Source organism: Synechococcus sp. R6-5, assembly GCF_047461775.1.
In the GTDB taxonomy this organism is placed as follows: domain Bacteria; phylum Cyanobacteriota; class Cyanobacteriia; order Thermostichales; family Thermostichaceae; genus Thermostichus.
The window spans coordinates 36779-51663 of the sequence record NZ_JANSHV010000143.1 but is presented as its reverse complement, the minus strand read 5'-3'; the positions used below and the strand labels follow the sequence as shown (position 1 = coordinate 51663).

Here is a 14885-nt window from a genome sequence, read left to right as displayed (position 1 = left end):
CGTCGGCAGCTTCTACCACTGCCGGGAACCCGCGGGTTTCGATCATTCCAACTGCAATAGGCATATCAACTCTCCACTTTTGAACACACTCAGTTCCTGAACGCTGTCGAACCCAGTAGCAAGGCAAAGTGATCTCGCTTATTGGGTTCGCTCATGCAATCTCCTTTCGATTTCATCAGAGAGATCCTCTGCCCAAATCTCGATTGACAGCTTTTCCCGGCGACACCTACCCCAGCCACCAGAGACCCCCCTCTGAGGGGAGAAGGCTCTGAGCCACAGACCTCCGACTGAAGTCAGAACAGGTTGTAGGAGCCATCAGGGTTAACCGCAACTGTCACTCAGGCGGGCAAAGCTGCCAACTCTGAGCTAAGTCCACATCTTTCTTGTACAAAATCGATCATACAAAATTGACTAGGACAGCTCAGAGAAGGGATCCCCGACTTAACAAAATGATATCCCCACTCAATCCTGGACGAAAATCAATATTTTTAATTAGCACGATAGCTTTTTATTAAGAGAGGCAAAAATGTTGTCAGCTTAAAAATAATTCTTGATATCTTTTCAACTTTTGTCGTTATCGGCGCAGCGAGGGGGGCACTTCCAGGCCGTGGGCTTCCATGAGGTCGGCTCGGCCCATCAGGTGGGCTGGGGATCCCTGGGCCCAGATCCGCCCTTGATCCAACAGGATGACCTGATCGCACACCTCCAAGATCAGCTCCAGATCGTGGGAAGCCAGCAGAAAAGTGTGGGCAGCCTGCTGCAAAAAAACTATCAACCGGCGCCGGGCTCGCAAATCGAGGTTGGCCGTCGGCTCATCGTAGAGCACCAACTGGGGTTTCATCGCCAGGATCCCGGCAATGGCGACCATGCGCTTTTCCCCACCAGAGAGGTGATGGGGGGGACGATCGGCCAAATGGAGGGTGCCGGTCATCTGCAGGGCGGCCTGAACGGCAGCCGCAATCTCCGCCTCAGGACGGGCCAAATTGCGCAGTCCGAAGGCCACATCTTCGGCCACCGATGGGGCAAACAGTTGGTCGTTGGGATCCTGAAACACCAACCCCACCTCAGGGCGAAACTGGCCGGGCCGCAGCGGCTGGCCAAACAAACTCACCTGGCCAGAGCAGGGGGGCAACAGGCCGCAGAGGGTGAGGAACAGGGTAGTTTTACCCGCGCCATTGGGGCCGATCACCCCCAGATGTTGCCCAACCTCGACCCGTAGATCCAGCCCTTGCAGCACCGGCGGATGACCGGGATAAGCTGTCCACAATTGGTTCACCTCCACCGCCGGCACCGGGTTCATAGCAAAGCTAGGGCATCCGCACGTCTTTCCAGCGCTCCTGGGTGGCCGTGGGGGTAAGTTGCAAGGTGGGCACACTGGGGCTGGTGAGGTCAATCTGGACGATGTCGTCGGGCGTACACTCGCAGTAGCGGCGCAGATCCCGCATTTGGTTGAGGGTCTGAATTTGCAAGGGCAAGCGGTCGGAAATCGGCCCCAGGTAGACGTTGCCCAGCTCAGTATGCAGGGTAATTCCCGCTCCAGATTGCCAATCCACTGCCCTGATCTGAATTTCAGACTGCTGTAAAGCCCTGAGCAACAGCGCCCATTGCTCTGGGGTGTGGTTCTCCCAGCCCAGCAGCTCCAGCTCAGGCCAAGACGCGGGGGAACGGTAGGGATCCGGAGACAGCCAGTTGCCCTGGACATCCACCCAGCCCATCTGGTCGCCCCATCGCGCGCGCGCCACAGGTTGCCGTTCCCGCACCTGGACGATGACACCCACCGGCAGCAGCCGCCGCTGCACCTGGACGCTTTCGATGGGAGAGGGGCGGGTCGGGGATCCCAGCAAAGCCCTTTCCAAAACAGCCGGTTGCACCTGCCAAATGTTGAGGGGATACTGCAGGGGCAATTGTGCCCGTATCCAGGCGGGATCGACCCAGTGGGCACCCTTTACCTGAATCTGTTCTGGCTGACGAATTTGCCAGTGGGGCTGCCGTAGGCCCAGCACCAGTAGCGCCAAGAGGGTCATCGAACCGGTCAGGCGCCAGGATCCCTGCCAGAATCGGCTGCGCCGTTGCCGACGCAAAAGCTGCCTACGCTGCAGGATTTGTTCACGGTTGGGAGCAGCCAGGAGCGCCATGGATCCCCCTTCACCCCATCACAGGGTGTGGAGATGGGAAGCATTCCCTGCTTCTATTCAACCCGCAATCTCCTGAACTTGATCTGCGCGCAGCCAAACCGTAGGGGTGGGAACAGCCCCAAACTTAATTTGCAGGTAGTCACCTTTGATATCCACGACTTCTCCGGGGGTCTCGAAAACGTAGTTGGGAATAAAAGGATCGCTTGCCTGCGCTTCTAAGCTACCCTCCAGTTTCTCGCGGATGGCCCGCACCAGGGTGCCTCGCTTGATTGCCATTGCTCCTCCTCAAGTTCAGTCGCGGATTAGTCGGCTCGATAGCAGTTGTATCACGCCTGCCGCTGCCGTGAAGAAGAAAGCTGGGATCCAGCCTCTGGTTGGCTCTGACAGGGATCAACCTGAATTTGGCCTATTTGCGTCTCAGGCTGCGGGCCATATTGCGGAAGGTATCCATGTCCGATCCCCCTTGACGGCGTGGGCTTGCTCCGCTGCTGCTTGAAATGGAAGACCCCTGCTCAGAACCAGTTTCAGGAGTTTTGGCTTGCTCTGTGGACAACTTAACTTTACCGAGGGAAGAGACCTGCTCCACCACCTCCACCTTCTCCTTACTGCCGAAATCCTGGAAGGTGTGCTTCACGATCCTGGGGGTGCGCATATACTCGATGTTGCCAAGGGTTTTGGCTTCATCTGGGTCGAGAAAAAAAGTATTGTCGTTTTTCGCTTTCTTTGGGGTTGGCTTAGCAACAGTTTCCGGTGAGGACGTGGCCGCAGCTTTGCCGCGCGAGCCGAACAAGCGCTTGAAGATGCCTACCATGGTCGTTTTGCCTGCAATGGGAAGGAAGTTGAGCCGAACCCTGGGCAGGCCAGCTGCCCTCGACAAGGTGAAGGCCAAGCCCAGTCATGAAATAATGTTAAGCCAACTGAGAGCGCCGTGCCCCCTTGGCAGAAGGTTTTCTGGGCCAAGTGCTTGTGGCTGCTCTGACCAGTTTGAGTTCCCCTGCTCTCCGGCCTGCTGGGCGACTGTCCTCACCCCTTTTCCCAAAACGAGAGAGCTGACCTGGGAGGATTAGACCGCCTTACGGAAGCCATCATCCAGGGGATTGTTCAGAACTAGCTCTTGTTCAGAACTAGCTCTGTAGACTCCGCACGCAGTTTAATATGACCTGCAGGTTTTTCAGCCCTAAGGCTTTGGACGAACGGGATCCCTGCCCCACAGAAGCTGCATTGCGCATTGCTAAATACAATCACTTTAAGCACACTTTAAGCAGGAAGGAGACTTTTCCGTTGTGTTGCTTCCTAGCTCCTCTCTCCCTATAGGAGAGGGGTTGGGGGTGGTTGCGGAAGCGGCGCAGAGCGTTTGGACGGAACTGCGTAGCAATTAGTAAAGTGTCTTAATCTAACTTGAAATGACTATGTGATGATGTAGTGAATAGAGTTGTCTCAATCCAGCCAGACTAAAATCGTCGGCTTATGCCCAGCTCCTCTCTTCTAGAGAGACCTCAGGTGTGCTGTTCCAGCCAGCAGTGACTATACGGACATACAACGAAATAAGAAGCCCAAAAATCACTCTAGCCCCAGGCAAGCACAAACCATAGTAGCAGCTGTGCCCCTAGAGCGGCCTGCCAAGAAAACCTTGCTACCGAGCTTGTGAGGTGTAGTGCACTTCAACCCTGAGAGGAGCGCCCAGGTTCAAGGCAGTGCCAATACACCGGGCCAAGATTTGAATGTTAAGCCGCTGATCCGTCGATTCTAAACTTGTTGCAAGCCGACTCTTGCTTGGACCAACTACGGGTGAACGCTGTACGCTCATCTTAACAGACTCCCTATTTTGGTGAGGGCTGAACAACCAACTGACTTTCAGGTGATGTTATTGAGGAATCTCAAAGGAATACCGACCAGCAGCATCCAAGAACCTGCTCTTTGAGATTAGGATGATTTGCCCTTCTTGTGCATCGACAACCCTACGGATTTGTTAGGCAAGACACTCTTGGACTTTAAGGGATCCCACGGAAAAAGAATCTCTACTTTGCGAAACTTTGCGAAGCACTTTTGGGTAGAGATGAGATCAACCCAGAAAACTTGCTCTCGGTTCCCTGCGCATGCTCGCCAACTGCCAAGATGCTCTACCCCAAGTGGCCGGGGATCCAGCCGCATCGGATTGCCTGGCAACAGGGTTGCCGTAGGTTTCTGGAAGAGCTGTGCTGTTTGGCGGGTTCGGTCTGCCGCGGCTCCCTGTAAAGGATGGATGTTGCCGCCCCGCAGTTGGGCATTGCTCTATTCTGGGATGAGCCCTCTTATAATGAGCATTAGGAATTCAACTGTCCCTGCTGCCCATCTGCCTGGCTGGGTGCTCTTCGCAACCTGGAAAGGGGCAACCGAGCCGCAAAGTCTGGGATAACTGCTGTTACGTTTTGAGAGGAATCCATGTCTCTAGTTTTCAACCTGGTGAAGCGTTTGCAGCTCATCCTGCTCAGCCTTGTGGTTGGGGGGGTAGCTGTGGCGCTCTTGTCCAACCCTGCTGCTGCCGAAACCTACATCGTCAAAATGGGATCCGACAAAGCCCAGTTGGTCTACGATCCGCCTTCTCTCACCATCAACCAAGGGGATACCGTTCAGTGGGTGAACAACAAGGTCTACCCCCACAATGTTGTCTTCGACAAGGTGCCCGGTGGAGATGCGGCTCTGGCCGCCAAGCTCTCCCACAAGGCGCTGCTTACAGCTCCCAAGCAGGTGGTGGAGTCGGCGTTTGTTGATGTTCCTCCAGGTGAGTACACCTACTACTGCACGCCCCACCGTGGGGCCGGAATGGTCGGCAAGATCATCGTGAACGGCTAAATCCACACCCCAAGTGCTGAACTTCTAGGGATCCCACTTTTGGTTTTGCCTTGCTGGACAGGGATCCCTGCTCTTAGCATGAAAGGTAGCCCTCTCAGGAGTGGGAGGGCTTTTTGGTGAATGAATACGCATCTAACCGGCTTGCCTTCGAGCCGCACAAGTTTAGTCCACAAACGGGTTCTCTATGACCACCAGCGTTAAAGGTTACCTGCTCTTGGCCGTTTCCTGCCTCAGCGCCATTGCTGCTGTTGGCTCAATTTTCGAGTTGGCTTCTGGCGAGCCGGATTTTGGCGTCGGCCCCACCAGCATCATCTTGGTTGTCGCTGCTCCATTGGCTGTTTGGCTGTTTCAGGCTGCGGTTGGAGCGGCACGGGCCGGCAATACGGCCGGAAAGGGGAGCAAAAAGAAAAAGTGAGAAGATGGTGAGAACCCTAGGCAAATGGATATGGAGTCAGCGGGTTTGCTTCAAAGAGACTTCTGACTCCCTCTCGATTTCAGTCAGTTGGTGAAACTCCGGCAAGAGCTCCCGTTTCTGCACAGTTCCGAGAGCCGATTCCAAGCCGGCGGTAGCTAGGGTACAACTGGAGCCAGAACCATTCAGTACGGTCTCGGTGACCTGTCCGTTTTTGTCGATCCGATATTCCACTTTGATGTATTCAGGCATCCGCACTCCACTTGTTACCGAACAACAACGGGTTCTTCCCCATTCTAGTTCTTGCTTCCTTTTCCTGGGCTAGATCTGGCTGGGCTCTATGGCTTCTGCTCGTCCCCCCTTCCAGGCTGCCAAAAGGGATCCCGGAATCCGGCGAGACCTCGGCTTGGGCGTGGGGGCATTGGTGTGTGTGGTGCTGATCGGTACCCTTTGGTACCACGGGGTGGAGCAGTGGCCGTGGGTGGAGGCTTTTTACATGACCATCATCACCCTGACCACTGTTGGCTTTATGGAGGTGGAGCCGCTGGGGGAGCGGGGGCGTTTGTTTACGGTGGCCTTGATCCTGATGGGGGTCTTGAGCATTGGGTTCATGGTGAATCGCTTTACAGAGGCCCTCATCCAGGGACATTTTCAGGAAGGGATCCGGCAGCGGAAATGGAAGAAACAGATGGAAGCGCTGAACAACCACTACATCATTTGCGGTTTCGGGCGCATTGGCCGGCAGGTGGCTCAAGAGTTTCGAGCAGAAGGGGTGCCATTTTTGGTGATTGATCAGTCTGCCGAGGCGATTCAGGTGGCTCAAGAGCTGGGATACGTGGCCCTCCAGGGGGATAGTACTCTGGATGCCACTTTGCTGGAAGCGCGGGTGCAACAGGCGGAGGGACTGATTGCCGCCCTATCTTCCGATGCCGAGAACCTGTACGTGGTCTTGTCGGCCCGCACCTTGAACCCCCGCATTCGCACCATTGCCCGCGCCAATACGGAGGAGGCTTTGCAAAAACTGCAGCGGGCGGGCGTTGCCCATGCCATTTCTCCTTACATCACGGGCGGAAAACGCATGGCGGCGGCTGCCCTGCGTCCTCGGGTTGTGGACTTTGTGGATGGCATCCTTGCCGGTCGGGATCGCACTTTCTACCTGGAGGAGTACGAGCTGGCAGCCCAAGAATGTCCTTATGTCGGGCAAACCCTACGGAAAGCCGATTTGCGCAACCGATCCGGAGCTTTAGTGGTGGCGATTCGACGGGCGGATGGCCAGTTGATCGGTGGCCCCAGCGGAGAAACCCTGTTGCAGCCGGGGGATCTGCTGTTGTGCATGGGCACCGCAGAGCAGTTGCGTCGGCTTGGACAGTTGCTCTATCCACGCCCGTAGCAGCCCGTTCTCCACCTGGGTAGCCTGGCTCAAATCCGCCTCAGGATACTGGGGCCGTGAGAGTCGGTGCCGCAGGTTTTCAAAAGTCCGTAGGCCTCGGCCAACTCTTCCGCTTTCTCCGTCACTTCCGGGCTAGGGATCCAAATCTCCGGGTTTTTGTAGGCGTAGTAGACCTCAAGGCCATCTATTCCCAACTCCGCTGCGGCTGGGACAATTTCCTCTGCAGGCAGGCAATAGCGAAAGGGATGGGCCAACACCGCCAAGCCTCCTGCCGCTTGAATGGCCTGGATCGCGTCGGCGGCGGGCAAGCCGGGAACCTGCTCCCCTTGGGTAAAGGGATCCAGGACGCTATCGGTGGGATCGAAGCCGTAGCCCAGAATATGCACTTCACAGCCCAACAGGTTGGCTGTGATCTCGATCCCCGGCCACAGGATGGGGTCGTCGGGACGATCCAGGTGGGCGCGGGCTCGCTCGTAGCCCTTCAAGGTGTGGTGATCGGTGATGGCTAGGCCCTTGAGGCCGTGCCGGCGCGCCTGCTCCGCCAGATCCACGGGATCCATCTGCCCATCCGAACAACGAGTGTGTAGGTGAAAGTTGTACTGCAAGGGACAAGAACGAGGGCCAACCCCCTGTAGCACCTGCCGCAACTCCCCAGCAGAAGGCACCACGCAGGGATCCCGTTCCAAGCTGACAACCATAGCCACCCTTGGGTTCTGAAGTTTTATTAAGCATGTCCCCCCATTGTAGCCAGGGGCAAGGGTCAGTGCTATGGGTCAAAGACTACTGAGCTGGGGGCTCAGAAGCCGTGGGCTAATACTTCCTCGGCGGCGCGAGTTCCCGCCCCTGGGGTGAAGTCGCTGTAGCCCACGGTGTGTAAAGCTGACTCCAGAGCAGCCAAGGTCATCAGCACATCGCGGTCACTCACAAAGCCCAAATGGCCAATGCGGAAGATTTTGCCCTTGAGGTGGTCTTGTCCAGCGGCAAGGGCGATGTCGAAGTGTTTCTTCAAGGTGCTGCGGATGGTGTCAGCGTTGATCCCTTCGGGAGCGAGTACAGCTGTTACCGAAGGACTGGCCGCTGACTCTGGATCAACCAAGAGCTTAAGGCCCAGAGCCTTAACACCGGCGCGGGTGGCTTGGGATAACCTGGCATGACGCCGGTAAATGGCCTCCAAACCCTCTGCCCGCATCATCTGTAACGTCGTTCGCAGGGCGTAAAACAGGTTCACCGCCGGTGTAAAGGGAGTGGTGCCTTGGCGCAGGGCCTTTTGCGCCAGCTTAAAGCTCCAGTAGTACTTGGGAAACCTAGAGCGCTCCGTAGCGGCCATGGCCCGCGGGCTGACGGCCACAAATCCCAGCCCTGGTGGGATCATATAGCCCTTCTGGGATCCCGAGGCCACCACATCCAAGCCCCATTCGTCCATTAACACCGGCATTGCCCCCACGCTGGTGACCCCATCCACCAGGACGAGGGCTTCCCCGTGCTCGCGGGCAGCAGCAGCAATGGCTTGGACATCGTTGGCTACGCCGCTGGAAGTCTCCGAGTGGGTGAGGATAACAGCTTTGATGGTTTTTTCCCGGTCGGCAGCCAGCTTTTCTTGGAAGATCTCGACGGGGTAAGGGATCCCCCAGGGGGTTTCCACCCGCTCACACTGAAGGCCAAACTGCTCGGACATTTCCGCCCAGCGCTCCCCAAACTTGCCGTTCACCCCCACCAAAACCCGATCCCCAGGGCTGAGGGTGTTGAGGATCCCGGCTTCCATGGCACCAGTGCCACTGGCGGAAAAGACAAACACATCGGAGGTGGTTTGGTGCAGCCAGCGCAACCCATCGGTGACCTCTTCCAAAATGGCGGTGAACTCTTTGCTGCGGTGCTCGATGGGCCCCCGTGCCATCGCCAGCAGAGCACTCTCGGGAACGGGAGTGGGGCCGGGGATCATCAATATCAGCTTGTCTTTCATGCTTGCCCTGCTTGGGATGCAAGTAAGGTTTGAAAGGTGGCGGCCAGATTCGAACTGGCGCATAGAGGTTTTGCAGACCTCTGCCTTACCACTTGGCTACGCCACCCCATTGCTCAACTGGGCGCAGATATTGTATCCGAAAAGGGGATCCCCCTTCCAGTAACCAAAAGTAGCAGTTCCCAGCTCAGCTAGGCCTCAACCCTTTCTTCCTGCACCTTTAACAGACGGGATCCCAGCAGGCGCTGCAGCCAAGGAGCCAGAAACTTGCGGTTGGCCAACTGCTGCTGGGGATCCTGAGTTTCCAGAGGGAAGGGGGCAAGAGCCCGCAGGGCGGCAGTGGTAACACAGAACATGGCCTTTTGGAAGCTAAGGCAGATTTTCACCCGCAGGTCATCATCCCCGCGAGGCTGGCGGCGGTAGTGCTCTCGCAAGTAGGGGGGCAGGTGGCGCATCATATCCTGCATCAACAGGGTAGGCGGGATCCCAGCGCTCCCCACCGGCAGTGGGTCGGCATACAGGGCCCCATAGGCAAAATCCGCCTGCTCTTGCGGAATCTGACCGGCCTGGGCGTTGTAGGAAACCGTACCCATGAAGGGAAAAGAGCGGAAAAACACCGCCTCCACATAAGGGATGGCCGTATCCGGCAGGAAGGTCAGGCCTGCTGAGAGAGGAATGATCTCATAGCGCCGGCCCCAGATGCAGGGAGCGTAGGTGATAGGCTTGTCGGCAGCTGCCACCAACCCCTGCTGGATGTGAGCCACCACGTCGGGAATGGTGAGGTGGGGTTCTGTCTCAGAGCGCTTGGACAGAGACAGGAAAATATCGCTCATCACCCGCCAAAACTGGCCCAAGCCGCTGTACATGGCCAGCATGCGCACCTGTTCCAGAGCAAAGTCGGGAAACAGGATCCCCAAGCCCTGCAAGAAGGGATTGAAGCGGATTTTGGCTCGGATGGCGGCCTTGGCCCGTTGGACAAATTCGGGAGTATCCAGGTAGCGGTCTAGCCCCCCTCCCCCATGCCAGAGCATGGCCTTCATGCAGTATTCGGCAAACTCGTAGTTGATGCGGTCATGCCACAGGTAGCGCAGCCATTTGCCCAGGGTAATCTCGCCGTTGAAATACTTGAACGCCGGAAAAAGCTCCAAAAATTGGTGGTCGGCAATAAAGATCAAATTGCGCGAATAGGCATCCAGCACCTCGCCGTAGCTATGCAGGATGCCAATGACCTCTAGGCGATTGGCAGGGGCATCCGGCACAAGGGCTCCCCCTGCCTCTAGGCGCTGGACAATAGGAGCCAGTTGCAGTTGCTCCAGAGGAGATAAGCCGGCCAGAAAGAAGCAGGAAGGAGCAGGAGCAAGAGTGGCAGTCATGGGAGCAAAAGAAACTCCGTCGATCCCATCAAATCATCAAAAGGAAGACAACCCAAACTGAAAGGCAGTGACCAGTCCTGCAACACCAGCTAGGTTAGCCTTGGCCAAGGCCAAGGTGGTGGACTCCACCCAGCGGGTTGCCCAGCTAGGCTGCAGGCCCAGTAACACCACCAGCGTTGCCAAAACAACAGCAGGCAGGCGCTCTTCAGTGGCGTGGCGTTGCATGGCTATGGCCACTTGCGAGAGGCGCCCAAAAAAGACACGGTTCACCATCAGCAGAAAATAGGCCGCCGTCAATCCCGTCCCCACCATGCACAGGAGCGTTTGCAGGGGAAAGACGGCAAAGCTGCCCCGAAAGAGGGTGAACTCAGCTATAAAGCCCACCATGCCCGGTGTGCCGCCACTGGCCATCACCCCTAGCACCATCAAGCTACCAATAAGCGGTAAGCCCCGCTCCGGGTTGAGCAATCCCCGCAGCAGCTTGAGATCCCGTGTGCCGGTGTTGGCATAGACGGCTCCCACCAGAAGAAACAGCAGCGAGGAGATGAGGCCATGGCTGACCATCTGAAAGATGGATCCCACCAGGGAGAGGGGAGTGGCTGCTGCTACAGCCAAGAGGATGTAGCCCATGTGGGCAATGGAGCTGTAGGCCACCAGCTTTTTCATATCCTGCTGCACCAAGGCGTTCAGGGATCCATAGAGCACGTTAACCACCGCCCAACCGGCCAGCCAAGGCCCGGCTTGATCCCAGGCATCCGGCAAGAGCTGCAGGCCAAAGCGCACCAGGCCGTAGGTGCCCAACTTCAAAAGCAAACCCGCCAGCAACACGGAAATGGGGGTGGAAGCCTCCACATGGGCATCCGGCAACCAGGTGTGGAAGGGCACCAAGGGGATCTTGATGGCCAGGCCCAGCAGAATGGGAATGAGCAAAAGGATCTGCGACAGCCGAGGTAAAGGGTGGGCCTGCAGGACGGTGTAGGTAAAGCTGTGGGCATCGCTCAGCCAACTGAGGCCGAAAAAGCCAATCAAGAGGAGGATCCCCGACAGAGCGGTGTAAACCAAAAACTTGGTGGCGGCATAGGTGCGGCGCGGCCCTCCCCAGATGGCGATGAGCAAATACAGGGGGATCAGCTCCACTTCATAGAACAGGAAAAACAGCAGCAAATTCTGAGCCAAAAAAGCTCCGGCCACCGCTGCCGCCAGCATGAGCACCAAGCTGTAGTAGAGGCGGGGCCGCTCCACCTGGCCGCTGGCCCAAATGGCCATCAGCACCAGTAGCCCGGTCATCACCACCAAAGGCAGAGAGATCCCATCCACTCCCACCTCATAAACCAAGCCCAACTGGGGGATCCAGGCCATCCTTTCCGCCAATTGCAGGGATCCAAGGTGGGGGTCAAAGATCAGCAACAGCCCCGCGCTCAGGCCAAACAAAACCCACCCAAACCCCAAGGCCAAAGCCCGGTGCAAGCCCTTCCCCGCCTGCTCGGGAATCAACCCAATCAAGATGCTCCCCAACAACGGGATCCCAATCAAAAGGCTCAACATGGCTCTCTCCCATCAATAGGCCAACCCCAAATGGGGCGAACGCAGTAGCCAAGCTGTAACCAACACCATCCCGATGACAATCACCAGCACATAGAGTTGCATCCGCCCCGACAGGGTGTACTTGAGGGCTTCGCCGCTGAAGAAAAAGGCCAGGCTCACCCCGTTCACCAAGCCGTCCACTCCGTTGCGATCCAGCCACTCCAATCCGCGGGAGAGGGCGCTGACCGGTTGCACCACCAGGGCTTGGTAGAGGTGCCCCGTGTAAAAGTCGTGGGCCAGCAGATCCTGCAGCTCCGGCCAGGGCAGATATACCCTCCGTTGGTCCCCCCAGTACAGCCAGCCGCCAATGGCTGCCCCCACCAGCCCAGCAGCCGTCAGCAGAGCCGCCATCCACCTCAGCTGCGGGTTCCAGTCGGGATAGAGCCCCCAGCGCCCCAACAGCCAGGGCATGAGCAAGGTTTGCACCGTCAGGATGCCCATGGGCAGAGCCATCAGCCAGCCCACCTCAGGGGCCCGGCGGGTTTTGGGTTGAGGGGATCCCAAAAAGACCAGGCCAAACACCCGCGCCAGGTTGAGAGCCGTCAGCCCGTTTACCCACAGCAGCACCCCCACCAGGGCCGGCTGCACCCCGCTGTAGACCAGCGCCAGGCGGGTCAGCGTCCAAAAGCACCCCAGCGGCAGCAGGGCCACCATCCCCAGGGATCCCACGGCAAAGGCGGCAACTGTGGCCGGCATACGGCTGCGCAACCCTCCCAATTCCGTCAGGTTTTGGGTAGAGGTGGTGTAGATGAGGGATCCCACCCCCATAAACAGCAGCGCCTTAGCCAAGCCGTGCATGAGCAGCAGCTCCAGGGCCAAATCCGGCTGCTGCATCCCCACTGCCATAAACACCAACCCCAAGTAGGCACTCGTGGAGTAGGAGAAGGTGCGTTTGATATCGATTTGCGCCAAGGCCACCAGGGATCCGCCCAGGGCTGTGATCGTGCCGATGGCCACCAAGACCCCATTCGTAATCGGCGACAGGGCCAGTAGCGGTTGCAGCTTAATCAGCACAAAAGCCCCGCAGGCCACCACCGCCGAATTGCGCAGGATCGAGGCCGGGTTAGGCCCTTCCATCGCCTCATCCAGCCACAGGTGCAGCGGAAACTGGGCGCATTTCCCCAAAGGCCCTGCAATCAAAGCCAACCCCATCAAAGCCGCCCAAGCCGGATCCAAGCTGGCCGTAGCCGCCCAGTCCCGCAGGTCAGAAAACGTCAAGGCCCCAGAAAAGTTGGAAATTGCCACCACCCCCATCAGCAGCAGCAGATCTCCTACCCGCTTGGTTAAAAACGCATCCCGCGCCGCCGTCACCACCAGAGGCTGGGCGTACCAAAAGCCCACCAGCAAATAGGTGGAAAGGGTGAGCATCTCCAGCAGGGCATAGCTGAAAAACAGCGAGTCGCTGAGGGCGATCCCTGTCATTCCCCCCTCGAAAAAGCCCATTAGAGCGGCAAAGCGACCCAGGCCCCAGTCCTTATCCAAATACCCCAGCGCATAGATCTGGGCCAGCAAGCTCAAACCGCTGATCCAGACGACGGCCCCCATTGTCAGAGGCGAGATCTCCAAAGACAGAGTCAAATCCAGATCGGCCACCCGAAACCAGAGGTAGTTCAGGATCTGGGGATCCCGACCCCAAACCTGCCGCAACAGCCAAAGGCCATGGGCAAAGGCGGCAAAAGTCAGAAGGATGTTGAGGTAAGCTGCCGGACGCGGGCCACTACGCTTGACCCACCCCGTTGCCCAGGGAATGGCCAAAGCTGTTCCCGCCCACCCATAGCAAGGGATCCACCAACTGCTCTCCAACCCCAAAAGGTTTGACATCATTAAATGCTAAATAAAACGGAAAACTGGATCCAACGGAAATCAGTCAGGCTTTTGAATCGCTCGTTCTCTATTTCACGATATACCTGGCTCGAACGGTTCCAAAGTCGGGCCGGCTGGCCGGAGCCAATCTCGAAGTTGAGTGGCAATGCGCCGGGCAGCTCCTGGGGATCCCATGCGGCGACGCCCATGGGCCTGTAACTCAACCACGTAGTTGGGATCGGCGGCCAGGCGTTCCAGAATTCGGCCAATCACAGCGGGAGCCTGCTCCACTGAGGTCAAATGGACGGCGGATCCCAAAAGACGGGTCTGCGCTTCAGCAAAGCGCGGGGTAAACTGGGGCCCTTCTCCCGGCAGGGTCACCACCGGTTTTCCCAAGCCCACACATTGCTCGGTGGCCGTTCCCGCCATGGCCAGCACCACTGTTGCTCGTTGGGCACAGGCCCCGAAGTCCCCCCAAACCAGAAGCACATCGCTGCGCTGAGATGGGATCCGAGCCTGAAGCGGGTCTCGCTCCAGGTTGGGGCTGAGGGCAGCATAGACTTGCAGCTCCGTTGGGAGCCGCTCCACCACCTGCATCATCAGGGCCCAGTTGCGATAGGCTTCCGGCGGACGGGATCCGGGCAAGAGCAGCAAGGCCGGTCGGTGGGGATCCAAAGGCAATGTCCCGCGTGGCTCTAGGCCATCCATCATCGGGTTGCCCAGGTAAAAGGCCCTTAGGCCCCGTTTTTGCAAAGCTGTAGCCGTCAGCTCATCCCGCAAAAAAGAACCCAGGCAGCGTCGGTGGGCCATCAGCCAGCGCTCCCAGGGCAGGTAATCGGAAATCGGCTGCCCAAAAGGGATCCAGGGGCGTCGGTAGGGCCCCCGTTCATCTCGCCAGTAATAGTCCGACTTGGCCGTGCCCACAAAGACGTAGGGGATCCCGCTCCACCACGCCATCAGCAAGGGCACAATATCCCCCACGGCCAGCACCAGGTTCCTCTGGGCTGCTGCCCGCCGAACCAACGCCAATTGCCGCCCCGTCAGCCCCAGCAAACCGGCCCGCAAATCCCGCCACAACTGCCGCCAATCCTGATAAATAAACCCCCCCGACGGCATCACCTGGGCAATGGGCAGCAGGGGGATCCCTTGGCGTTGGTAGGCTGTCCCTTCTCCCACAATCGGCAAGGCTTGCACCGGGATCCCCAGTTGGACTAGGGCAACAGCAAGGCGACTGCCCACCTCATCTTCCCCGTGTCCATTGCTCAGACACAGCACCTGCGGTGGATTCGTTGGATTCCATTGGGTTTCCACAGCTTGCCGTAGGCGCAATCTGGGCTGAATCAAGAGGGATCCCCCAGCTCACCAGAAATCTCCTCATAGAATAGAGCCAATCCAAGAG

General features: G+C 57.9%; 14 protein-coding genes, 1 tRNA gene and 1 pseudogene. 3 read left to right on the top strand and 13 right to left on the bottom strand.

The window, feature by feature from the left end; translation table 11 throughout:
* The 5 genes and pseudogenes from NW818_RS08530 to NW818_RS08510 all read right to left on the bottom strand — a co-directional run.
* Window positions 1-64 (bottom strand): annotated as a pseudogene (locus NW818_RS08530) (carbon dioxide-concentrating protein CcmK); the annotation flags it as partial.
* Window positions 65-574: 510 nt separating this feature from the next.
* Window positions 575-1300 (bottom strand): energy-coupling factor ABC transporter ATP-binding protein, encoded by a 726-nt coding sequence (locus tag NW818_RS08525; protein ID WP_414329211.1) that lies wholly within the window; start codon window positions 1298-1300, stop codon window positions 575-577.
* Window positions 1301-1307: 7 nt separating this feature from the next.
* Window positions 1308-2135, bottom strand: coding sequence for a cell division protein FtsQ/DivIB (locus NW818_RS08520; RefSeq protein WP_414407269.1), 828 nt, complete (start codon window positions 2133-2135; stop codon window positions 1308-1310).
* Between the two features lie 57 nt (window positions 2136-2192).
* Window positions 2193-2411, bottom strand: coding sequence for an NAD(P)H-quinone oxidoreductase subunit O (gene ndhO / locus NW818_RS08515; RefSeq protein WP_414352011.1), 219 nt, complete (start codon window positions 2409-2411; stop codon window positions 2193-2195).
* 130 nt (window positions 2412-2541) lie between these two features.
* The gene (locus NW818_RS08510) at window positions 2542-2946 is read right to left on the bottom strand and encodes a hypothetical protein (RefSeq protein WP_414424310.1); all 405 of its coding nucleotides are present in this window, start codon (window positions 2944-2946) and stop codon (window positions 2542-2544) included.
* A 1610-nt stretch (window positions 2947-4556) separates the two neighbouring features.
* Between NW818_RS08510 and petE the strand changes: the two genes are divergently transcribed.
* A complete protein-coding gene (gene petE / locus NW818_RS08505) occupies window positions 4557-4967 on the top strand; it encodes a plastocyanin (RefSeq protein WP_414373743.1) in 411 nt (136 codons plus the stop codon).
* Between the two features lie 184 nt (window positions 4968-5151).
* A complete protein-coding gene (locus tag NW818_RS08500; RefSeq protein ID WP_011433402.1) occupies window positions 5152-5382 on the top strand; it encodes a hypothetical protein in 231 nt (76 codons plus the stop codon).
* Between the two features lie 36 nt (window positions 5383-5418).
* Here the strand turns inward: NW818_RS08500 and NW818_RS08495 are convergent, their stop codons facing one another.
* Window positions 5419-5631, bottom strand: a complete 213-nt coding sequence (locus NW818_RS08495) for a DUF2997 domain-containing protein (protein WP_011433403.1) — start codon at window positions 5629-5631, stop codon at window positions 5419-5421.
* An 88-nt stretch (window positions 5632-5719) separates the two neighbouring features.
* On the opposite strand from NW818_RS08495, the gene NW818_RS08490 reads away from it, so the two are divergent.
* Window positions 5720-6769, top strand: coding sequence for a potassium channel family protein (locus NW818_RS08490; protein WP_414424309.1), 1050 nt, complete (start codon window positions 5720-5722; stop codon window positions 6767-6769).
* Between the two features lie 29 nt (window positions 6770-6798).
* On the opposite strand, the gene NW818_RS08485 is transcribed toward NW818_RS08490, so the two are convergent.
* The 7 genes from NW818_RS08485 to NW818_RS08455 form a co-directional block, all read right to left on the bottom strand.
* A complete protein-coding gene (locus NW818_RS08485; RefSeq protein ID WP_414424308.1) occupies window positions 6799-7467 on the bottom strand; it encodes a PHP domain-containing protein in 669 nt (222 codons plus the stop codon).
* Window positions 7468-7565: 98 nt separating this feature from the next.
* Entirely contained in the window at window positions 7566-8729 is a 1164-nt protein-coding gene (locus NW818_RS08480) for a pyridoxal-phosphate-dependent aminotransferase family protein (RefSeq protein WP_414424307.1), read from the bottom strand.
* Window positions 8730-8763: 34 nt separating this feature from the next.
* Window positions 8764-8835 (bottom strand) — tRNA-Cys (locus NW818_RS08475).
* 82 nt (window positions 8836-8917) lie between these two features.
* Window positions 8918-10099 (bottom strand): CO2 hydration protein, encoded by a 1182-nt coding sequence (locus NW818_RS08470; protein WP_414424306.1) that lies wholly within the window; start codon window positions 10097-10099, stop codon window positions 8918-8920.
* 36 nt (window positions 10100-10135) lie between these two features.
* Entirely contained in the window at window positions 10136-11644 is a 1509-nt protein-coding gene (locus NW818_RS08465; RefSeq protein WP_414407993.1) for an NADH-quinone oxidoreductase subunit M, read from the bottom strand.
* A 12-nt stretch (window positions 11645-11656) separates the two neighbouring features.
* Window positions 11657-13504, bottom strand: a complete 1848-nt coding sequence (locus NW818_RS08460; protein ID WP_414424305.1) for an NAD(P)H-quinone oxidoreductase subunit F — start codon at window positions 13502-13504, stop codon at window positions 11657-11659.
* Window positions 13505-13579: 75 nt separating this feature from the next.
* Window positions 13580-14830 (bottom strand): lipid-A-disaccharide synthase-related protein, encoded by a 1251-nt coding sequence (locus tag NW818_RS08455; protein WP_414424304.1) that lies wholly within the window; start codon window positions 14828-14830, stop codon window positions 13580-13582.
* Window positions 14831-14885: the final 55 nt, after the last annotated feature.